Below are 19,563 nucleotides of genomic sequence, written 5' to 3' on the forward strand. Positions count from 1 at the left end.
TTTCACAAATGGGGATGATTGATTTGAATAGCAATTTTTTTAAAATCGTTCTAAGGTTGTTAAACATTAAATATGGTACTGGGTTATTGCTAAAGGGAATTCCGGTCATCTACAACCACTCTGGAGCAACTATGAGGCTAGGAAATGATGTCGTGGTCAAATCCTCCTTTTTATCAAACTTAGTCGGACTGTATTCGAGAACGATCATCGTTACAAGAACGAAAGAAGCTTCCATCATTATAGGGAATAACGTTGGCATTTCCGGAGCGACCCTATACGCCAGGAAATCAATCACCATTGGCGATAATACCCACATTGGCGGGAATGCGAAAATCCTGGACAATGATTTTCATCCCATAGAAATTGAGGCAAGAAACGCGGACCTCAAGGAAAGAATCGGAACCAAGCCGATCGTTATAGGTAATAACTGCTTTATTGGTTGTAATAGCATCATTTTGAAAGGGACCGTGCTTGGAGAGGGGTGCGTCGTGGGAGCCGGAGCCGTCGTCAGCGGAAAATATCCGCCAAATAGCGTGATTGCAGGTAATCCTGCAAAAGTGATCAAACGTCTAGAGCAGTAATAAATCTAACAGAATAAGGAAGGTGGCTTATGTTCAAGATCGCCGTAGCAGGAACCGGATACGTTGGCTTAGTTGCCGGTGTATGTTTTGCGGAAGTAGGACATCAAGTAACTTGCGTAGATATTGACGAGGCTAAAGTTCAGCTGTTGAAATCGGGCGTTTCGCCAATTTATGAAGCGGGATTAGAAGAATTGATGCAAAAGAATTTTGAAGCCGGGCGGATCCAGTATACGACCGATTATCAATCGGCATACCGGGATGCGGATGCCATTTTCATTGGGGTGGGAACGCCAGAGCAGCCCGATGGTTCAGCCAATCTTTCGTATATTGCAACCGTGGCAAGGCAAATTGCCGAATCCGTTGAACAGGATTGTCTGGTGGTCGTGAAATCAACCGTTCCGGTTGGCACCAATGATAAGGTTGAACAATTTATTCACGATTTCTTAATAAACGATGTGAAAGTGGAAGTGGCGTCCAATCCTGAGTTTCTGGCACAAGGCTCTGCAGTACACGATACGCTGCATGCCGAGAGAATCATCATAGGTACTGAAAGTCAATGGGCTGAAGAGCTGCTTAAGCAGATCTATCAGCCTTTTTATTTGCCTATTGTTTCCGTGAATAGAAGGTCAGCCGAAATGATTAAGTATGCGTCTAACGATTTCCTTGCGTTGAAAATTTCGTACATGAATGATATTGCCAATCTGTGCGAATTGGTGGGTGCGGACATTCAGGATGTTGCCAGCGGAATGAGCTTTGACGCTCGGATTGGAAGCAAGTTTCTAAATGCAGGTATCGGTTACGGCGGCTCATGCTTTCCCAAGGATACAAAAGCTCTAGAGTATATGGCAAGGCAGCAAGGTTATGTACTACGGACGGTGAAGGCAGCGATTGAGGTGAACAACGAACAAAAGACGATCTTGTTCAAAAAAGCCAGCAACAGGCTGATTACCTTAAACGGCCTTAAGGTGGCGGTCCTGGGATTAACCTTTAAGCCGGGTACAGATGATTTGCGGGAAGCGGCCTCTCTTGAGAACATCCCCCTGCTACTGGAACAAGGTGCGGATATTTATGCTTATGATCCTGTAGGAGCAAAGAACTTTACTAAATCTTATCCCGAAGGTAAACATCCGAAAGGGAGTATGACGTATGTCGGTCATATTGAGCATGCCTTGGATGGGGCCAATGTCTGCTTCATTTTTACGGAATGGCAAGAGATTAAAGCTATTTCACCACAAGCTTTTAAGAGCTTGATGAGGACTCCTTTAGTGTTTGATGGAAGAAATATTTATGATGTGGAACAAATGCAAAAGGCGGGAATCGAGTATCACTCCATTGGTAGAAGACCGGCCAGGAGACAAGGGGGAGTGGAGGTGACGAACGATGCCTTACAGCACGCTTGATCGAAGTAAAAAGTACTTGATCACTGGGGCAGCAGGCTTCATTGGATACTATTTATCCAAGAAGTTATTGGAACAAGGTTGTTCGGTCGTAGGCATGGATAATTTAAATAACTATTACGACGTTAACCTGAAATACACTCGGTTAGAGTTACTAAAAAAATTCAAGAAATTCACTTTTATCTATGGCGATATTTCGGATAAGTCTGCGGTATCTAACGTGTTTGAAGGATATAAGCCCGATCTTGTCGTCAATTTAGCGGCTCAAGCCGGGGTAAGGTATTCCATAGAGAACCCCGATGCCTATATGAAAAGCAATGTCATCGGTTTTTATAACATTCTTGAGGCATGCAGGCATCATCCGGTTGAGCATCTCCTTTATGCATCTTCCAGTTCGGTTTACGGTGCGAATAGAAAAGTGCCCTTCGAGGAGACCGATCCGGTGGATCAGCCCGTTTCCCTATATGCCGCAACTAAAAAATCAAATGAACTAATGGCCCATACGTATAGCCACCTGTATAAGATTCCTGCAACCGGACTCCGGTTCTTTACCGTCTATGGGCCGTTGGGCCGTCCGGATATGGCTTATTTCGGATTCACCGAGCAATACTTTTCAGGCCAGCCCATCAAGATCTTCAATAACGGCGACTTTGATCACGACCTGTACCGCGATTTCACTTATATTGACGATATTGTGGAGGGGATTGAACGTCTTCTTCGCCATCCGGCGTCTGGGAAGGATGTACTTCATCAGATCTTTAATATTGGAAATAACCGTCCGGAGAAGTTAATGGGCTTTGTTCAAACTTTGGAGAAATGCCTTAGCCATTCATTGGGCAGAGAAGTCGTTTTCCAAAAATCCTATGAACCCATGAAGCCGGGAGACGTCCCTGCAACCTATGCGTCCACGGACTTATTGGAAAAGGTGATTGAGTTTAAACCGAAGACTTCAATCGAAGAAGGCCTGCAAAAGTTCACGGATTGGTATTGCGAGTACTATAAAGAAGAGATAATCACTAAGCTGGGTGTAGGTATATAGACTGCAATGGTGGGGGTATATTTCAAATCCCGGCGCATTGCCTATTATATCTCGGATTACGGCTATGGGCATGCAACAAGAAGTATCGCTATCATTCGTGAACTGGTAACCAAAACGTGGGTATCTGAAGTGATCGTATGCACCTCATTTTCCATGCAACTGATGATGCAATCGCTGGCGAAAGAATCGGATCAGAAACTTCAATTTCGAACGGTTAAAAACGATATTGGGTACGTGCTGCGGAAAGGATCGGTGGAAGTTGACATTGAAGGGCTGAATCTTGAATATGACCGGTTCGTAGACAGCTTCCCTGAGGCATTGCGCGAAGAACAACGGTTTCTGCAAGAGAAGAAGGTGGATTTGGTCATTTCCGACATTCCGCCTATTCCACTGTTAGCCGCGCGATCGCTCGGCATCCCGACAATAGGGATCTCCAATTTCACTTGGTACACGGCATACCAGGGATTAATCTCCGAATCTAAATTACGAATCTTGGCCGAATGCTACCAAGCCATAGATTACTTTGCAGCGTTGGCAGGAGCAAACGAGCCTTTATGGAGCACGTACAGTGGGAGGTATGATTTTTTCTGCAGACGTTCCGACGAGCTGGAAGTGCAGCGGTTGCGTAGCCGGATTAATCCTGATGGTGACAAGCGAATTGTCTATTTTGGCATGGGGATGAAAATGGATTTAGCTGCTTTATCTTCCTTAAAGCTCTGGGGCAACGAGAACTGCGCGTTTATCGTTTCGAGCAATATTCAGGTGACACGACCTCACGTCTATCAAATTCCGAACCCTTACACGGAAACCCAAAATATGATCGCAGCCTCCGACATCGTCATTTCGAAAGCAGGATGGGGAATTATCAGCGAGGCCATGGTGAGCGACAAACCTATGGTTCTCTTAGATCGAAGGCAGCTCAATGAAGATCATCAGACGTTAGCTTTTTTGGAGAAACAAGATCGCTGTATGATTTTGCCTTGGGAGGATATCTGCAATTTATCCTTAGATGATGATGTACTCCATCATTTATCGTTCCAAATCGGCAAAGATTCGAGGCCTAACAAAGAGGATGCCATTCATCGTTTGGTCGACACGATCGAAAATTTCAATCCATGGAGGAAAGGGGGTGCAGTGATATGATACTCGCTGTCATAGGAACCGGCTATGCCGGTCTAGTAAGCGGCGTTTGTTTCTCAGACCTAGGTAACTCAGTTTATAGTGTGGACAAAAACAAATCCAATATCGAGATGCTGCTTCACGGCAAAGTTCCCATCCATGAACCGGGTTTAGAAGAGTTGATAAGCAAAAATAGATCCGAAGGAAGACTCGCCTTCACCTCCAACATCTCCGTCCCCGTACAGGACGCGGAGATTGTTGTTATAACGGCCGATACGTCGCAGGCGTTCGGAGAACCGCAGCTTCAATATATCGAGCAAGTGGCTCGCGAGATCGCTCTGGCGATGAACGGTTATAAAATCATCGTAATCAAAAGCGCGGTTTCGGTTGGCATCAACGAACGGATTAAGCAAATCATAAGCGGTCTCACGGAGAATCCGTTCGATGTCGTAATGATGCCGGAGTTTCTAGAGAAAGGTTCTGCGGTCCAAGACATGTTGAACCCTGAACGCATCATCATTGGAACAGATAGCCAAGAAGCGGCTGCAACTATCATGAAGCTACACTCGCCTATCACGAATAATATCATCGTAACGGATATTCGCAGCGCGGAGATGATCCATGAACCACTATCCATTAAACCCTAACATCTAGGTTGATGATCCGGAAAAAAACTCAACGCAATAAACATAGAACATCAATATAAGGAGTGGTTCAATGAAACTAGTATTATTGTCCGGAGGTTCCGGCAAACGACTGTGGCCTCTGTCGAACGATTCGCGTTCGAAGCAGTTTCTGAAGGTGTTGACATCACCAGACAACGAGCCCGAGTCGATGGTTCAGCGGGTTTGGCGTCAGTTAGAAGCGGCAGGGCTGCAGGACCTCGCGCACATTGCGACAGGGAAGAGCCAGTTAGATGTGCTGCAGAGCCAACTCGGTTACGAGGTGCCGGTTATTGTGGAACCGGAACGGCGGGATACGTATCCGGCCATTGCACTCGCAGCAACGTACCTGTATTCGATAAAGGACGTGGAACTGAATGAGGTTGTAGCGATCCTCCCCGTAGACCCTTACGTAGAGGATCATTTTTTTGAAACGATTAAACGACTGGAGTCCGTTGTCCGTTTATCCGGAGCTGACGTAGCGCTCATGGGGGTGAAACCGACCTATCCCTCCGAGAAGTACGGTTACATTGTTCCGGAACATGATCAAGCACGCCTTGCATCCACGGATTATGTAACCGTTGGCCATTTCACCGAAAAACCCGCTGAAGACAAAGCGATGGAGCTCATCGAGCAACAAGCGCTTTGGAACTGCGGTGTTTTTGCTTTTAAGCTCGGGTATATCATCGATCATCTGCACAGCCAGGGACTGCCGATCCATTATGAAGAATTGCTGAAGCAATACCACTGGCTGCCGAAGATCAGCTTCGATTATGCGGTAGTCGAGAAAGCCTCCCACATTGCGGCGGTGTCCTACGACGGATACTGGAAAGATCTTGGCACCTGGAACACGCTGACGGAGGAGATGGCAAGCCAGCAAATCGGCAAAGGCATCATTACGATGGATTGCAGCAATACGCATTTGGTCAACGAGTTGGATCTGCCGGTAACCATTTTGGGAGTATCTAACGCCGTTGTTGCCGTAAGTCCGGACGGAATATTGGTTTCGCAAAAGGAGTCAAGTCCACGCATCAAAGACGCCTTGAAACAAATGGACGACCAGCGGCCCATGTATGAGGAGCGTCGCTGGGGTTGGTACAAGGTGCTGGACTATGGCAAATTACCTCAAGGCGGTGAGGTGTTGACGAAGCGAATCCACATCCACGCCGAAAAAAATGTAAGCTACCAATTGCATTTCAAACGCAGCGAGGTGTGGACCATTATTTCCGGAACGGGGCATTTTCTGCTAAACGACAAGATGATTCCCGTGAAAACCGGGGATGTGCTGCGCATTCCGGTCGGATCGAAGCACAGTATTAGAGCGCTGGAAGATTTGGAGTTTATCGAAGTACAGCAGGGTACGGAGTTAGTGGAAGATGATATTCTCAGATTCGCAACCTCATGGGAGGAAATTTTACAAAGTTATGTTGGGAGATGAGTTTATTTTTGCGGAAAAAGTACAATACGAAATGGTCGATTGTCTATAAAGGGAAGGACTATATAAGTATTTATGGAAAAAAGAAAGCATACGACATGTACGTCAAGTTAAGCGCAAATTTGGAAGGATTGGAAATCGTGCCCGCGTCGAAGCGAGAAAAAACGCCGTTTCTCAGCGACAAGGAAAAAAATGAATATAACCGGCAATGGAGGGCGAAATACAAAGATAAGGTGAAGGAGTACAACAGGAAATATTACTTGAAACGTAAGAAAAAAAAGGAGCCTCCAGGTTGAGGAAGCCTAGAAATGCAATGCACTTATAAATGAAAAGTTTTCAAACATTATGAAATTTCCAACAAATAAAGATTTGTTTCTACAAAATTTCACATGCTTTCATTACAATTTTCGTGTGACATTGCTCATTGCACTCAGTATAATGATCGTTAAGAAATGGATGCGATTATTTTCGTTCCTTATATGGGCACCTTGGAACGTTAATAGCTAGTGGTGCAACCGGCCTTTCTACACGTATATATAAATATTCCGGTGTCGAGAGGATGTTATGTTAATGCGTTATGATGGGAAGATCGTAATTGAAGTGAAAGATATTCTTGATTATCTTGGAATCCAATATGACAGGTGGAAAGAAGTAGGATATTCTCATGAAACGCACATCCTAGATCCGGCCGAACACCAGAGTAACAGCCCACATACTGAATTACCTCCAGGAAAAAATACATAAACAACCCATTCATGACCACAACAAACTGTATCTTCTAAAAGGCAGCAAGACCTTGGATCCCAAGGTCTTGCTGCCTTTTTTTGTTTGCTTTTGTTTCTGATAAAGTCGTGGAGTGCTATACCCGGGACTTGAAGCAGATGGAGACGCTATTCTGCACGTCGGCGATATCAACGCCCAGCGGGGGTTCAGACAGAGACGGCAAGCGTTTGGAGAAGCCTTGAAAGTCAGCGGCATCTCGCGCTCCACGGAGGAGCTTCTGCTTCAGCCGGTTGGGGCTTGCCCATCATCCGCAGATTACCACGTCTTATAAACCGCGTCGCCATTGGAAGTGGAATTATCTTTGGCCGGGGCCGGCGCTTCCGCGGCGACTGCCGTCTCCTTCATGATGACTGCCGGCGCGGCCGCTTCCGCGTTGCCGCCGCTCATCTTGCTCGTTCCTTCGAAGACGCTGCCTTCCTCAATGGAGAGGGACGTCGCTACCATATTTCCGTAGAGCTTCCCTTTGGAAGTAATCGACAGCTTGCTTTTGGCCTGCACGTTCCCGTTTACCGTACCGGCGATAATGATGTTTCGAGCCAGAATGTTGGAATGGACGACGCCTTTTTCGCCGACCGTGACATCGCCTTCGCATTCGATATCCCCGGTGATTTGCCCTTCGATGCGCACGCCGGCATCCGAGCGGATTTTGCCTTCGAAAACGCTGCCTTCCCCGATCAAAGTATCGGTCGTGTTCGGATCCAGCTTCACGGTTTTTGCGTTATTCCTTAATTTCATGATTTATTCTTCCTCTCCGGGTTTTCTTAAATAGTCAGCGGGGTCGACCGTGCTGCCGTTCTTGACCACCTCGATGTGAAGGTGGGGTCCGGTGCTGCGGCCGGTAGAGCCCAGTTCGGCGATCAGGTCGCCCTGTTTCACGGTCGTGCCCGTTTTGGTCAAAATTTTGTTCAAATGCATATAGTTCGTTTTCAACCCCGAAGGGTGGGAGATCGTTATGTAATTGCCGCGTGCGCTCGTGTAGCCCGTATCGACGACTTTGCCGCTCGCGGCAGCGTAGATCGGATCGCCGATGCTGCCGCCGATATCCATGCCAGCATGCATCGTCAATCGGCCGTTAAAGGGGTCTTCCCGTTTGCCGTAGTCGGAGGTGACTCGCACCGAATCCGTCGGCCAATACGTAGGCAAAATGGACATCATTTTTTTGTATTCCTGGATCGAGGTTTTCGTTTGCTCCAGCCTTAGCTGCAAATCGGGCATTTCCTCCAAGGAGGTGGAGATGCTCTCTTTGGTGTCCTGCACAAGCTGGGCGACGTCCTGTTCGGACAACGGGATCGACTCTCCGCCGACGCCACCGGACTGCAACGAATCCATCGAAGCTGAGGCGGTTTTGTCTTTGGAGGCCGACGACCCGCCGGTGATCGATTTTAGCTCGGCCTCCAGCTGCTCCAGCTCGCTCATTTTGCTTTCGATCGTTTTTGACTTTTCGGAGAGCTCCAGCAATTCCTTGAGCAGCCGGTCGATTTCCTGCTCTTTATTGACAACCGTGTCTCTGAATTGGCTTGACGAATCGGACAACTCCGCTTCGAGGCTGCCGATCCGGGTCGAATGGTTGCGATTGACGACAAATAGGACCAGTACCGAACTGAGCAGCACCGCTGCGGTGATCAGTAGGGTCAGCAAATAGGAAAAACGGAATTTGAAGCGGAAAACGGGCGATGTGCCTTCCGGTACGATCAGCAGCGTATACCGCCGGTTCACCTTTTTTTTGAATCTGAGCCTCATGTCTTCCTCCTGATCTTCTTGAGTTGAGTATTTAATGTAGTAGGACCAAGGTCATTGATTGCAGCTTGCCAATACAACTATTTCGGCAAATTGTTCCAAATCCCTTTTCAAACAAAAAAATTTGTTCATATTTTCACTCTTAAAGCAGGAATTTGTCGAAGGGAAGCGAAATGAGAAAGAATTGGAAGAATGTGTTCTTTCCTACTTGTAAGGAGGTAATTATGATCAGAATTGCCGGAATCGACGTTGGTAACGATAGCGTTAAGGTCGTGTTGGACGGTACACAACGACCCATCATAATTCCGAGTATCGTTTCTCCCGGATATGATAGACATGTGCTGCAGGAGGAGGACTCTCCTCTGAAGGCTCTGGACGTCCGGGTTTATAGTCCTAAATTAAGAAGAAATAATCAACGGTATTTCGTTGGATTGCTCGCGATGGAGGATCAGGATAACTCCGAGTTGGAGGAGACGGACAACAAAGCAACCAGCGATCAGTCCTTGGTGGTGGCTTTGACTGCACTTGCCTATGCGGCTCTTTCGGGTCAAACCTACCCGACGGCGGGAACCGGAGTCGAAGAAGTGGAGTACATCATCGGTACCGGGCTTCCGGTCCGTACGTACGTGGCTTTCCACCAAGCGTTCGAGGAGCGGTTGACCGGGGAGCATGAAGTGACGTTCCTGTCCACGCCGGAGCTGAGCGGGCGCACGGTGCGCCTCAACATCCGCCGCACGATCGTTTCGGTCGAAGGGGCGGCTGCCTTGTTCCACCTGGCCACCAACGATACGCTGCAGGTTAGAAACGAAGAATTACATAACGGCTGCATCGGCATTTGCGAAATCGGTGCCCTGACGACCGATTTTCCTGTCTTGAAACGCATGAATATCGATAACCAATTCAGTACGGGCGAACAGTTCGGTCTGGCGAACTACCTCGATTCGATCATTCGCGACGTCGAGGATCAGTACGGCTACCGGTTCCCGAGCCGGACGAAGCTGATCGGCCGCATTCGCGACCGCGCATTCGTGATTCAGCGGGTTGGCGAAGGGCAAGCGGACATCCGCCCGATCGTCGATATGTATTTTAACCGCGCGGCGCAGAAGCTGGTTGATCTCATTCGCAAACGCTGGAAGAAATATCCCGACATTGAATGCTTTTATGTACTGGGCGGCGGCGCTGCGGCCTTGAAATCGTATCTGATCGATGCTGCTGGCTCGATGCGGTTGCGCTTCGAAGAGAACAGCGAGATCCTGAATGTGCAAGGGTATCTGAAATTGGCCAAAAACAAAGCCGGGCACCAACCCGAACCGGCATAAAGAACGGAACTTTCCCGGCGGCGACGAAACCGCCGGTTTTTTTTGCCGATAAGCCTCGACTCAAACCTGCGAGCTAAGCCGATAAAGGTCTCCCAAGCGTACCCTGATCGTTAAAATTTTACATTTTCATGTATAATGGAAAGAAACGAAGGGAGTCTCGCCTATGAGCTACAAAGATACGTTCATCAAGGTATCGCCCGATTGTCCCGCAGACCGCGGGATCGTACCCGAGTCCGCCAAGCCGGGGAAGCCGGTTCATGTAATTCAATATGAGCTGCTGTCGCAAGCTCCTTATCGCTATGACCATGAAGAGTTGCTCTTTGAAGTCCATGTGCGCCATAAGCAAATCCCTGACGATGTCGTGCAGGAGCGCCGCCAGGAAATTTGGGAGGCGTTGTTCAGCAAATCGCATCCCTGTTTGCGGGCCTCGGCGCTGCCCAAAAAGTACGGTTGGGGCGTGCATTATGACGAAAACGGAAAGATTGCCATTTACGGCATGGATTCGCCGGCGTATCTCCGGTTTGCGTCCGGTGAGGGCGGGAAAGTGAAGGTATTGAGCGGAATGCGCACGAGCCGCAAATAAAGGGTGAACGCACTGTCGAAGCTGTAAACCATGGAGGGAACAAGGATGGGAAGAATGTTTGAATCAATCCTGCCGGAGCACGAAGCGTTTATCCGCCGGCAGCGTGTTTTTTTCGTAGGTTCGGCGCCGCTAAGCCCGGAAGGGCATGTCAATTTATCGCCCAAGGGTTATGATTCGCTGCGGATATGCTCGCCTAACGAAGTGGCGTATTTGGATTTGACCGGCAGCGGCAATGAAACCGCCGCCCATCTGGAGGAGAATGGGCGGATCACGGTGATGTTCGCCGCCTTTGAAGGGCAACCGCTGATTCTGCGCCTGTACGGCAAAGGCAAGGTCGTGCTGCCGGGTTCGCCGGAGTGGGAGCGTTTGGAGTCCGACTTTCCGCGCCTGGAAGGCGCGCGCCAGATCATTTTGGTTTCCGTCTACGCGGTACAAACGTCCTGCGGCTTCGGCGTCCCCTTGTTCAGCTACGAGGGAGATCGCGAAACGTTGGTCAAATGGGCCCAAAACAAGGGAGAACAGGGGCTTGCCGATTACCGCAAACAGAAAAACGCCGTCAGTTTGGACGGTTTGCCGGCTCCGTTGGAGGCGTAACGCTGGGATTGGCACCTTAGGGAAGAAAGATAGCAAAGAAGGGGAACGCGATGGAAGATATCAAGGTACGCTGCGCAGCGGACATCCGCAGGTGTCGTTCGCGGCCCGAGGCGCCCGGGCGGGGGCCATCGTCGCCGAGCATCGGTTGGAATACGGCTTGGGTGAAGGATCGCCGCTGGCCCGGATATATGAATTGAGCGGAGACGTGCTGCTGCTGGGCGTAGGCCACGGCAACAATACCTCGCTTCATTTGGCGGAATACAGAGCCTCCTATCCCGGTAAAGCCACGATCATCAACAAAGCTCCAATGAACATGGACGGCGTGAAACAATGGGTCGAATTCGCGGAGATCGAATACGATTCCGCCGACTTTGAACGGCACCGGGGCTGATTTCGAGCAGGATTTACGGGACTTGTGAAGAGGGGGGAAATCGCCGGAGCGGCAGCCATGCTGATGCCCCAGCGGGAATTGGTCGATTATGCCGTGAAGTGGCTGGAACGATATCGGACGGGGGCGTAAAGCCGCACCGCGGGCCCGATTAATCGGCAGGACCCGAGACGACCTCGCGGTCCCAGCTCAGCATGCCTCCATAGAAGTTGTGGACCCGTTCGAAACCAAGCATTTGCAGGTACCGGGCTACCTCGAAGCTGCGGGAACCGCTGCGGCAAACGAATACGTATTCCTTATCCTTGGCGAATTCGTCCGCCCGGGAAGGGATATCCCCCATCGGAATCAACGGGACGCCGGGGATATGGGCCGTTTCGTATTCAAACGGCTCGCGGACGTCGATCACGACCGCTTCGTTATCGGGATCCTGCAGCAAGGCGTGCAGTTCATCCGTATCGATATGGGAAATGCCTTCGATCATTTGGGGCATGGAAACTACCTCTTTTCTTTTCTGGATAGCGTGCCGTGTTTCGCCGCACGCTTAAGACTCTCCGAATACGCCCATGCTGAGGTAACGTTCTCCGGTATCGGGAGCGATGCACAAAATGCGTTTGCCCGCGCCAAGCCGTTTGGCGAAGCGGATCGCCGTCCAGACGGAGGCGCCGGAGGAAGGGCCGACCAGGATGCCTTCCAGCGCAGCCAAGCGCCGGGTCGTGTCCAGGGCGTCTTCGTCGCCGACTTGAACGATTTCGTCATAGACTTCGGTATTCAAAATCGGCGGGATGAAGCCCGGACTCGTTCCGACCAGCTTATGTGGACCCGGCTGCCCGCCGGAGAGCACCGGAGAACCCTGCGGTTCGGCGACAATGATCCGGATGTCCGGCAGAGCGGCGCGCAAATACTCGCCGGTGCCCGTGATCGTGCCGCCCGTTCCCGCAGTAGCGACGAACAGATCCAGCTTTCCTTCCATTTGCCGTACGATCTCCGGTCCTGTGGTGAGCCGGTGAACATCGGGGTTGGCTTCATTTTGAAACTGTTGGGGCATAAAGCCGCCCGGGGTTTGCGCAAGCAGCTCCCGGGCTTTTTCGATCGCTCCCGGCATCCGCTTCGCCGCCGGCGTCAGCACGACTTCAGCCCCGTAAGCCTGCAACAGCGTAATTCGCTCTTTCGTCATATTGTCCGGCATGACCAGAATGACTTTATAGCCTTTGGCTGCTGCATTCATCGCCAAACCGATGCCGGTATTCCCGCTGGTCGGCTCGATGATCGTAGCAGGGGGCCGCAATAAGCCGGCCTGCTCTGCGGTCGCGATCATATGGGCAGCGGCGCGGTCTTTAACGCTTCCGCTCGGATTGAAATACTCCAGCTTGACGTACACTTCCGCATCTTGCGGGGTTACAAGACGGTTCAGCTTGACGGCAGGGGTATCTCCGATCAGCTCGGTAATGCTGTGAACCACTTTGCGGGTCATGATGAAGCGTCCCCCTTTTTCTGGTTTATCTTACTTTTAATCTATTCTATCCGGGATCGAACCCTACTTTCAAGCAAGACGCCGCGGCAAATTGCCGTTTCCATCCGGCAGAACCTATGATAAAGTATCAATAACAACGAAGATTAGGCCGAAACGGGGACTCGTCTTCTTTTTTTTATACATATGGTGAAATAAATCACAATACTTATCCAAAGGGTAAAAAAGGGGTTGTTCTGATTGGTGAAAGTTACGAAAAGACCGGCGGCCGGCACGCTGCTCATCGTCCTGCAGGCCTTGTTAGGAATCGGAGCGGTATACGGCGGCGGGGCGCTGATGCTGGATCCGACAGGGGAGTTAGTGGGCATGCCTTCCGATATGATGGAAATCCCGCTGTTCCCCAATTATTTGATTCCGGGCATCATCTTGCTGCTGATGTTCGGCATCCTGCCGCTGGTCGTTGCGGCCGGGCTTGTACGGAAGCGGGAGTGGACGTGGGGCAACAAGCTGAACTTATTCAAAAACATGCATTGGTCCTGGGCATTTTCGTTGTATATCGGGTTTGCCCTCGTTATCTGGATCTCGGTGCAGGTCTATATTCTGAACGGGTCGTCGGTCGTGCATCTGCTGTATACGGCTTGGGGGCTGGCGATTCAAATTCTGACGCTGCTGCCGTCGGTCGGCGGGTTCTATGCGAAGACGGCTCGGGGCCAGGAATCATGAGGGGGAGACGGTGGGTTCTCCGTTTCGTCTGCGCCATTCTGTTGTTGTCCGTTCTTGGCGGCTGCAACGCGGCATCGGAACGGCAGAAGCTGTTATACAACGATGAGGCGGAGCTGATTCAAGGGGGCGACACCTACTCTTACGTCAATCGAAACGGCACGATGAGCAATGAAGGGAGCGCCTTGTCGTTTTCCGCTTTTTACGGAATGGAAACGATATGGATCATTCATGCGTCGGCTAAGGGAAAGCTCACCTTCCATCACCGGCAGGAGGTCGACCGCGGCAAATTCAAGGTGGTCGCCATCGGTCCGGACAACGAGGTAACGACGCTTGCCGAAGGAGATAGCGAAGGCAAGATAGAGTTGAAGGTGGATCAGGGCACCTACCGTATCAAAGTGGTAGGGCATGGCGCGAAGGGCAGAATGAATACGGCGATCGAAACCGAATCGCGAATTCGGGTTACGGCAGCGACTCGCTGACTTTTGATAGGGATAGGAAAAGGGGGGTTGCCGCCGGTAAACCAGGAAGGATCCGGCGGATGAATCCGCTGGTCGTCCTTCCCTTGCGGTTCCCGGTTACCAGGTGGAGAGCTCCGTCCGCTTCCAGGTGTCCTTGGCGACGCAAACATAAACATAGTTTTCATCCCAGGCAATGTCTCCCGGATTGCCGGGAGCGTTAGCGGATTCAGGCGTTCGGGATTCCCGGATGCGGATGCCGTCGCCATTGACATCCAGCGCGCTTTGCGGATCCTCCGTGCCGATGCCGACGCGGCCGCTGCTTCTTTTGACCGTCAAGGCGTTGTCGATCGGCTCCCCGTCGTCGGAATAACGGATGAGGCCGAAGTCCGCTCCCGTGTTGCCCCCTTGTTGCTCCGAATTGTTCGTGCGGATGCTCCATAGCGGCGTGGTTGCGTTATCTTTGCCGGTCTTGGCAAACTGTACGTCGCGGTTGCCTTCGCCGGCTACCCGCAGGATTCCGTCCATGACGTTGAAATTCGATGAATGCGTGCGGATTTCCGCGACGTCCGCGTCGTACGGGATCTCCAGCCGGGTAAACAGCTGGTCCTTATATTCCCCGGTCGGGGACATCGTCGTCTCGATCGAGATATGTTTGTGATCATGCTGCTCCGGATTGTTCGCTTTATCGTGGGAGATGATCGCGGTCTTGTCCTTCCCTTGTTCATCGGCCCAGGCAATGGCCGGCTTGGCCCGGTCGCCGGTCCACTGCAGCCGGATCAAATCCGACAGATGCCCTTCGCTTTCGATCCACTGCTTGTCCGTGGACAGATGAATGCGTTCGTTGTGCGGGAAAGCGAGCCCTCCTCCGGGCAGCTTGGATTCCGTAAAGGCGGGAGCCGTGGATGAAGCGTCTTGGGTCGCGCCAATCGCTTGGCATCCCCCCAATAAAGCGAGGCCGGCTCCCAGTGCGGCGAGCGAAGCAGCTTTGACAAATTTCATTCCTTTCTCTCCTTTTCGGTGGATTGGTGACAATGTTTGCTCGGGGGCAAGTCTATAGAGATCATAATGATTTTAAATCGGGCAGGGCAATAGGCATTTCGGATGGTTTCACGGCGGGGGAGCGCGGCGATGCTTCCAACGAAGCAGAAAAATGGGATAAATGAATCATGATCCAAATAGAGGGGGAATTACGATGTGTCCATCCAAGACCAAGGAGAAATTTACGAAGTTTGTGATCCTGTTATCCTTAAACCCGGGGAGAAGCCTCGATGAAGCGCTGATCCGCCGTCACGTCGGTTATTTGCGGGAGCTCGACCAAGCCGGCCAACTGGTAATGTGCGGTCCGTTCACCGATTACAAGGGCGGCATGATTATCGTAGAGGCGGACAGCCTTGAAGAAGCGCGTCGCATCGCCGAGCGGGATCCGTTCGTCCATTCGGGAGCGGAGAACTATGAGCTTCGGACCTGGGCCATCTCCTGCGAAGCCAATAATCACTTGGGAATGGGTTGAGGGCGGGGGCTTGGCAAGTTCTCGATTTGTCAAGTTGTGGACAAGGTTATCCACAGCTTGTTGGCTAACTTTATGAAAAAAGCATGAAAGCACGCGTACCAACCTTTTGGGCGTTTTACAAAAAAAACGAGCTGTTTTTTCTGAAAACTGTGGACAGTGTGCATAAGTTGGTGGATAAGAGGGGCGTTTTGACAAAAAACGACGATTTCCCCATGAAAAAACGGCCCTGAGGGCCGTTTTTTCATGGAAATGATTCTGCATAATGTGGATAAGCCTGTGCATAAACGGGTGGATTGTTTCCGGAATGTAAAAACATATTTTTCGTGAACAATTCGAACAGGCGCGAAGGACATGGCCAAAGTTACGCTTCGGCCAGCGACTCCCATTCCTCATAGGCTTCGGATAACTGGGCCTTATGGCGGTCGATGACCGTTTGCCGTTCCTGGATCGCCGCATAATCCTGGTATACCTCGGGAAGCGTAAGCTCATTCTCCAAACGGGCGATGTCGTCTTCCAGCCCGGAGATCAGCTCTTCGAGCTGCTCCAGCCGGCGCTGCCGACCCCGTTCCTCGCGTTTCGCCTGTTTGTCGGCCTCGTAGGAGGCCGCTCCCGATTTGGCAACTTGGGAAACGGACGCCGCCGCGTCGGCTTGCCGGGCTGCCGTGCCCGGTTTGGAGGACTCCGCTTGGGCCTTTTCGGCCGCCAGCTCGGCAAGCTCCTGTTTTTTCGCCAAATAATCGTCATAATTACCCAGGAAATGATCCGCACCTTGCGGATGAAGCTCAACGATGCGTTCGGCCATCTTGTTCAGGAAATAACGGTCATGGGAGATGAACAGCAAGGTTCCGTCGTATTCGATCAAAGCGGATTCCAGCACTTCTTTGCTGAACAGGTCCAAATGGTTGGTCGGTTCATCCAGGATCAGGACGTTGGCTTTTTGCAGCATCAGCTTGGCCAGGGCTACCCGCGCTTTTTCGCCGCCGCTTAAAGCCGCGATCTTCTTCAATACGTCTTCGCCGCTGAACAGGAAGTTGCCCAGCACGCTGCGGATCCGCGCTTCCTCGATATGGGGAAAAGCGCTCCATAATTCCTCCAGCACGGTATTGGCGGGGTTCAGATGGGTTTGCTCCTGGTCGTAGTACCCGATCTTCACCTTGGCACCCCAGTTGATGGTCCCGGATGTCGGCCTTAGGTCGTCGGTGAGCATCTTCAGCAGGGTCGATTTCCCGATGCCGTTGGGTCCGATCAAGGCAACCGTTTCGCCCCGGCGCAAATCGAAGGTCACGTTGTGGAACAGCGGCTTCTGCTTCTCCTCGAATGCGTAGGACAAGCCGCTGACTTGCAGCACCTCTTTGCCGGTCATGATCTCGGCTTCGAAGGAGAAGCTGGCCCGTTTCGGATCCCCGAACGGGCGGTCCAGCACATCCATTTTCTCCAGCGCTTTGCGCCGGCTTTGGGCCCGTTTCGTCGTGGATGCGCGAACGATGTTCTTCTGGATGAAGGCTTCCATGCGGGCGATCTCATCCTGCTGTTTTTCGTATTGCTTCATTTGGCTTTCGTATTCCGCCGCCTTGAGCTCGATAAACCGGCTGTAATTGCCCGTATATTTGCGCGATTGATGCCGTTCGATCTCCACGATGGCGGTCACGAGCCGGTCCAGGAAATAACGGTCGTGCGACACGACCAGCAGCGAGCCGGAATAATTGCGCAAATAATCCTCCAGCCAGGTGAGCGTTTCGATGTCGAGATGGTTGGTCGGTTCGTCCAGCATCAGCAGGTCCGGGGCCTGAAGCAGAATGCGGGCTAACGCAAGCCGGGTTTTTTGCCCGCCGCTCAGGGTGGATATGACCGTGTCGGGCGGGAAATCGCCGAATCCCATGCCGTGCAGCACGCTGCGGATGCGGGTTTCCATTTCGTAGCCGCCGTGGTCTTTGAACCAGTCGGATTTAAGCGCATAACGGTCGAGCAAGTCCTGATGGTTTTTTTCGTCCTGCGCCAGCACCGGGTCGGCAATCTGCTCCTCCATTCGCCGCAATTCGCGTTCCGTTTCGATTAACGGGGCGAAGACGGCCAGCATTTCCTCCCAGATGGTGCGTTCCGATTGCAGGCCGCTATTTTGCGCCAAATAACCGATCGTCGTCTCTTTCGCTTTGAAAATTTGCCCGCCGTCATAGGAGAGCTCCCCGGCCAGGATTTGCAGAAACGTCGATTTCCCCGCGCCGTTGACGCCGACGAGGCCGATGCGATCCCGCTCCAGCACCTGCAGGTTGATTCCCTCCAACACGGGGGTGACGCCGTATAATTTCGTAATGTTCGAAGCTTGAAGCAACATGACGGATTCGATCCTCCAAAATAATAATTTGCAGTATTCGTACGATGAAAAGAAACAAGTTGTTGCATTGTATATTCAGTTTACATGAAAAGAACGTGAATTGCACCGCTGATTACTTGGAAGACGGCGGTTTGCAAACCGTTCGCCTTAGTTTTCATTTTCACATAACAATGATACACTAGGGATGAGACAAGCCGGACCGCCCGGGGATTCCCGGGGCCGCCGTTACAAGGCGGGGTTTGGCAGGACGGAAAGAGGGGCGGCCCATGGAGCTTGCGGATGCCAAAAGAGAACTGCGCCAGCGGATGCTGAACATCCGTGCCCATATTCCCGAGGAAGTGCGAACGGAGCAGTCGACAGCCGCTGGCCTCCATGCGGAGGGCGACGTGCTGGGCCCTTTGCGGGAACGTCGCGGCGGGAAGCTGAACGTGTTCTGCTATGCGTCGTTCCGGGATGAACCCGACACCCGCCCTTTGATGGCAAGCTGCATCGCGCGGGGGGACCGCTTGCTGGCGCCGAAAGTCGGCGCGAACCGAAGTCTTTCATTGCATGAACTGTCCGGCCAAGCGGATCTTGTTCCCGGCACTTGGGGGATTCCCGAGCCGGCCGGGCATACGCCGGTGTGGCCGCCGGAGCTTTATCCCGATATCGACGTGATCATTGTCCCGGGGCTGGCTTTTGACCTGAACGGCGGGCGTATCGGTTTTGGTGCAGGCTATTATGACCGGCTGATAGGCGAACTGGCCCGGCGCAGCGGAGGCGCCGGCCGGGTATTGCTGGGCGCTTTGGCGTTGGAGGAATTGATTGCCCCTGCGGCAATTCCGCTGGAGGCGCATGATTTCAGGCTGGATCTGCTGTTTACGGCAAATGGAACGATATATATGAAGGAAAGTAGTGATAAGCTTGCCGAACTCGGAATCGAATCAAGGGATGACGCACTTTAATGAACAAGGCAGGGCGCGGATGGTGGATATTTCCGGGAAGTCCGCAACCGTTCGCGTCGCCGTCGCGGAGACGAAGGTTGTGATGCTGCCGTCGACCCTCGAGGCGATCAAGCAAGGGCGCGTGGGCAAAGGCGACGTGCTGGCCGTGGCCCAGATCGCGGGCATTCAGGGGGCCAAACGGACCTCGGACTGGATTCCGATGTGCCATCCGCTGCCGTTAACCGGGGTGAACATCACTTTCGGCGATAACGGGCAAGACGAGCTCTATATCGAAGCGACGGTCAAGACCGAGGGGAAAACCGGCGTCGAAATGGAGGCGCTCACCGCGGTATCCGCCGCGGCGCTGACCGTCTACGATATGTGCAAAGCGCTGCAAAAGGACATGGTGATCGGTCCGACGCTGCTGCGGTCGAAATCGGGCGGAAAAAGCGGGGATTACGTCCGTTCGTGACATTTGCGGCAGGATGATATATTTTGGTATAGAAATAGTA

Annotated in this window: 21 protein-coding genes; 15 read left to right on the forward strand and 6 right to left on the reverse strand. The window is 51.9% G+C overall.

From position 1 onward, the window contains the following. Positions 1 to 8: 8 nt before the first annotated feature. The 6 genes from ACQ4N8_RS07260 to ACQ4N8_RS07285 all read left to right on the forward strand — a co-directional run bounded on the left by ACQ4N8_RS07260 (position 9) and on the right by ACQ4N8_RS07285 (position 6,236). Positions 9 to 581: an acyltransferase gene (locus ACQ4N8_RS07260; protein ID WP_430703672.1), complete on the forward strand. Its 573-nt coding sequence runs from the start codon at positions 9 to 11 to the stop codon at positions 579 to 581. A 29-nt stretch (positions 582 to 610) separates the two neighbouring features. Further along, complete coding sequence (locus tag ACQ4N8_RS07265) at positions 611 to 1,981, forward strand: UDP-glucose dehydrogenase family protein (protein WP_430703673.1); 1,371 nt, start codon at positions 611 to 613, stop codon at positions 1,979 to 1,981. After that, the gene (locus ACQ4N8_RS07270) at positions 1,962 to 3,017 is read left to right on the forward strand and encodes an NAD-dependent epimerase/dehydratase family protein (protein WP_430703674.1); all 1,056 of its coding nucleotides are present in this window, start codon (positions 1,962 to 1,964) and stop codon (positions 3,015 to 3,017) included. The genes ACQ4N8_RS07265 and ACQ4N8_RS07270 overlap by 20 nt, the downstream gene beginning before the upstream one ends. 6 nt (positions 3,018 to 3,023) lie before the next feature. Further along, positions 3,024 to 4,160: a glycosyltransferase gene (locus ACQ4N8_RS07275; RefSeq protein WP_430703675.1), complete on the forward strand. Its 1,137-nt coding sequence runs from the start codon at positions 3,024 to 3,026 to the stop codon at positions 4,158 to 4,160. Then, positions 4,157 to 4,783 (forward strand): hypothetical protein, encoded by a 627-nt coding sequence (locus tag ACQ4N8_RS07280; RefSeq protein WP_430703676.1) that lies wholly within the window; start codon positions 4,157 to 4,159, stop codon positions 4,781 to 4,783. The genes ACQ4N8_RS07275 and ACQ4N8_RS07280 overlap by 4 nt, the downstream gene beginning before the upstream one ends. A 70-nt stretch (positions 4,784 to 4,853) precedes the next feature. Next, positions 4,854 to 6,236, forward strand: a complete 1,383-nt coding sequence (locus tag ACQ4N8_RS07285) for a sugar phosphate nucleotidyltransferase (RefSeq protein WP_430703677.1) — start codon at positions 4,854 to 4,856, stop codon at positions 6,234 to 6,236. Positions 6,237 to 7,271: 1,035 nt separating this feature from the next. Here the strand turns inward: ACQ4N8_RS07285 and ACQ4N8_RS07290 are convergent. Both ACQ4N8_RS07290 and ACQ4N8_RS07295 read right to left on the reverse strand, forming a co-directional pair. After that, positions 7,272 to 7,751: a bactofilin family protein gene (locus ACQ4N8_RS07290; RefSeq protein ID WP_430703678.1), complete on the reverse strand. Its 480-nt coding sequence runs from the start codon at positions 7,749 to 7,751 to the stop codon at positions 7,272 to 7,274. 3 nt (positions 7,752 to 7,754) lie between these two features. Next, positions 7,755 to 8,756: a M23 family metallopeptidase gene (locus ACQ4N8_RS07295; RefSeq protein WP_430703679.1), complete on the reverse strand. Its 1,002-nt coding sequence runs from the start codon at positions 8,754 to 8,756 to the stop codon at positions 7,755 to 7,757. 221 nt (positions 8,757 to 8,977) lie between these two features. Here ACQ4N8_RS07295 and ACQ4N8_RS07300 point away from each other — a divergent pair, with 221 nt between their 5' ends. From ACQ4N8_RS07300 to ACQ4N8_RS07315, 4 genes are all read left to right on the forward strand, one after another. Then, positions 8,978 to 10,072: a ParM/StbA family protein gene (locus tag ACQ4N8_RS07300; protein ID WP_430703680.1), complete on the forward strand. Its 1,095-nt coding sequence runs from the start codon at positions 8,978 to 8,980 to the stop codon at positions 10,070 to 10,072. Positions 10,073 to 10,235: 163 nt separating this feature from the next. Beyond that, on the forward strand, positions 10,236 to 10,655 hold the full coding sequence (locus ACQ4N8_RS07305; RefSeq protein ID WP_430703681.1) for a DUF6157 family protein: 420 nt from the start codon (positions 10,236 to 10,238) through the stop codon (positions 10,653 to 10,655). A gap of 45 nt (positions 10,656 to 10,700) precedes the next feature. Then, complete coding sequence (locus ACQ4N8_RS07310) at positions 10,701 to 11,249, forward strand: pyridoxamine 5'-phosphate oxidase family protein (protein ID WP_430703682.1); 549 nt, start codon at positions 10,701 to 10,703, stop codon at positions 11,247 to 11,249. Next, positions 11,182 to 11,640 (forward strand): AAC(3) family N-acetyltransferase, encoded by a 459-nt coding sequence (locus ACQ4N8_RS07315; protein WP_430703683.1) that lies wholly within the window; start codon positions 11,182 to 11,184, stop codon positions 11,638 to 11,640. The genes ACQ4N8_RS07310 and ACQ4N8_RS07315 overlap by 68 nt, the downstream gene beginning before the upstream one ends. 148 nt (positions 11,641 to 11,788) lie before the next feature. On the opposite strand, the gene ACQ4N8_RS07320 is transcribed toward ACQ4N8_RS07315, so the two are convergent. After that, positions 11,789 to 12,127, reverse strand: a complete 339-nt coding sequence (locus tag ACQ4N8_RS07320) for a rhodanese-like domain-containing protein (protein WP_430703684.1) — start codon at positions 12,125 to 12,127, stop codon at positions 11,789 to 11,791. Between the two features lie 51 nt (positions 12,128 to 12,178). After that, entirely contained in the window at positions 12,179 to 13,108 is a 930-nt protein-coding gene (cysK, locus tag ACQ4N8_RS07325; protein WP_430703685.1) for a cysteine synthase A, read from the reverse strand. A gap of 240 nt (positions 13,109 to 13,348) precedes the next feature. Here cysK and ACQ4N8_RS07330 point away from each other — a divergent pair, with 240 nt between their 5' ends. Further along, positions 13,349 to 13,828: a hypothetical protein gene (locus ACQ4N8_RS07330; protein WP_430703686.1), complete on the forward strand. Its 480-nt coding sequence runs from the start codon at positions 13,349 to 13,351 to the stop codon at positions 13,826 to 13,828. Further along, on the forward strand, positions 13,825 to 14,307 hold the full coding sequence (locus tag ACQ4N8_RS07335) for a hypothetical protein (RefSeq protein WP_430703687.1): 483 nt from the start codon (positions 13,825 to 13,827) through the stop codon (positions 14,305 to 14,307). The genes ACQ4N8_RS07330 and ACQ4N8_RS07335 overlap by 4 nt, the downstream gene beginning before the upstream one ends. 96 nt (positions 14,308 to 14,403) lie before the next feature. Here the strand turns inward: ACQ4N8_RS07335 and ACQ4N8_RS07340 are convergent, their stop codons facing one another. Next, entirely contained in the window at positions 14,404 to 15,285 is an 882-nt protein-coding gene (locus ACQ4N8_RS07340; protein ID WP_430703688.1) for a hypothetical protein, read from the reverse strand. Positions 15,286 to 15,478: 193 nt separating this feature from the next. Between ACQ4N8_RS07340 and ACQ4N8_RS07345 the strand changes: the two genes are divergently transcribed. Then, positions 15,479 to 15,796: a YciI family protein gene (locus tag ACQ4N8_RS07345; RefSeq protein ID WP_430703689.1), complete on the forward strand. Its 318-nt coding sequence runs from the start codon at positions 15,479 to 15,481 to the stop codon at positions 15,794 to 15,796. A gap of 361 nt (positions 15,797 to 16,157) precedes the next feature. Here the strand turns inward: ACQ4N8_RS07345 and ACQ4N8_RS07350 are convergent, their stop codons facing one another. Next, entirely contained in the window at positions 16,158 to 18,128 is a 1,971-nt protein-coding gene (locus ACQ4N8_RS07350; RefSeq protein ID WP_430703690.1) for an ABC-F family ATP-binding cassette domain-containing protein, read from the reverse strand. 266 nt (positions 18,129 to 18,394) lie between these two features. Here ACQ4N8_RS07350 and ACQ4N8_RS07355 point away from each other — a divergent pair, with 266 nt between their 5' ends. Then, positions 18,395 to 19,072, forward strand: coding sequence for a 5-formyltetrahydrofolate cyclo-ligase (locus ACQ4N8_RS07355; protein ID WP_430703691.1), 678 nt, complete (start codon positions 18,395 to 18,397; stop codon positions 19,070 to 19,072). Beyond that, the gene (gene moaC, locus ACQ4N8_RS07360; RefSeq protein ID WP_430703692.1) at positions 19,059 to 19,523 is read left to right on the forward strand and encodes a cyclic pyranopterin monophosphate synthase MoaC; all 465 of its coding nucleotides are present in this window, start codon (positions 19,059 to 19,061) and stop codon (positions 19,521 to 19,523) included. The genes ACQ4N8_RS07355 and moaC overlap by 14 nt, the downstream gene beginning before the upstream one ends. Positions 19,524 to 19,563: the final 40 nt, after the last annotated feature.

It is taken from the genome of Paenibacillus macerans, assembly GCF_050565405.1.
In the GTDB taxonomy this organism is placed as follows: Bacteria; Bacillota; Bacilli; order Paenibacillales; family Paenibacillaceae; genus Fontibacillus; species Fontibacillus macerans_B.

Bases quoted from the DNA above. Each gene is read 5' to 3' on its own strand.
- ACQ4N8_RS07260 (WP_430703672.1), top strand. From the start codon at position 9: ATGGGGATGATTGATTTGAATAGCAATTTTTTTAAAATCGTTCTAAGG.
- ACQ4N8_RS07265 (WP_430703673.1), top strand. From the start codon at position 611: ATGTTCAAGATCGCCGTAGCAGGAACCGGATACGTTGGCTTAGTTGCC.
- ACQ4N8_RS07270 (WP_430703674.1), top strand. From the start codon at position 1,962: ATGCCTTACAGCACGCTTGATCGAAGTAAAAAGTACTTGATCACTGGG.
- ACQ4N8_RS07275 (WP_430703675.1), top strand. From the start codon at position 3,024: ATGGTGGGGGTATATTTCAAATCCCGGCGCATTGCCTATTATATCTCG.
- ACQ4N8_RS07280 (WP_430703676.1), top strand. From the start codon at position 4,157: ATGATACTCGCTGTCATAGGAACCGGCTATGCCGGTCTAGTAAGCGGC.
- ACQ4N8_RS07285 (WP_430703677.1), top strand. From the start codon at position 4,854: ATGAAACTAGTATTATTGTCCGGAGGTTCCGGCAAACGACTGTGGCCT.
- ACQ4N8_RS07290 (WP_430703678.1), bottom strand. From the start codon at position 7,751: ATGAAATTAAGGAATAACGCAAAAACCGTGAAGCTGGATCCGAACACG.
- ACQ4N8_RS07295 (WP_430703679.1), bottom strand. From the start codon at position 8,756: ATGAGGCTCAGATTCAAAAAAAAGGTGAACCGGCGGTATACGCTGCTG.
- ACQ4N8_RS07300 (WP_430703680.1), top strand. From the start codon at position 8,978: ATGATCAGAATTGCCGGAATCGACGTTGGTAACGATAGCGTTAAGGTC.
- ACQ4N8_RS07305 (WP_430703681.1), top strand. From the start codon at position 10,236: ATGAGCTACAAAGATACGTTCATCAAGGTATCGCCCGATTGTCCCGCA.
- ACQ4N8_RS07310 (WP_430703682.1), top strand. From the start codon at position 10,701: ATGGGAAGAATGTTTGAATCAATCCTGCCGGAGCACGAAGCGTTTATC.
- ACQ4N8_RS07320 (WP_430703684.1), bottom strand. From the start codon at position 12,127: ATGCCCCAAATGATCGAAGGCATTTCCCATATCGATACGGATGAACTG.
- cysK (WP_430703685.1), bottom strand. From the start codon at position 13,108: ATGACCCGCAAAGTGGTTCACAGCATTACCGAGCTGATCGGAGATACC.
- ACQ4N8_RS07335 (WP_430703687.1), top strand. From the start codon at position 13,825: ATGAGGGGGAGACGGTGGGTTCTCCGTTTCGTCTGCGCCATTCTGTTG.
- ACQ4N8_RS07340 (WP_430703688.1), bottom strand. From the start codon at position 15,285: ATGAAATTTGTCAAAGCTGCTTCGCTCGCCGCACTGGGAGCCGGCCTC.
- ACQ4N8_RS07345 (WP_430703689.1), top strand. From the start codon at position 15,479: ATGTGTCCATCCAAGACCAAGGAGAAATTTACGAAGTTTGTGATCCTG.
- ACQ4N8_RS07350 (WP_430703690.1), bottom strand. From the start codon at position 18,128: ATGTTGCTTCAAGCTTCGAACATTACGAAATTATACGGCGTCACCCCC.
- ACQ4N8_RS07355 (WP_430703691.1), top strand. From the start codon at position 18,395: ATGGAGCTTGCGGATGCCAAAAGAGAACTGCGCCAGCGGATGCTGAAC.
- moaC (WP_430703692.1), top strand. From the start codon at position 19,059: ATGACGCACTTTAATGAACAAGGCAGGGCGCGGATGGTGGATATTTCC.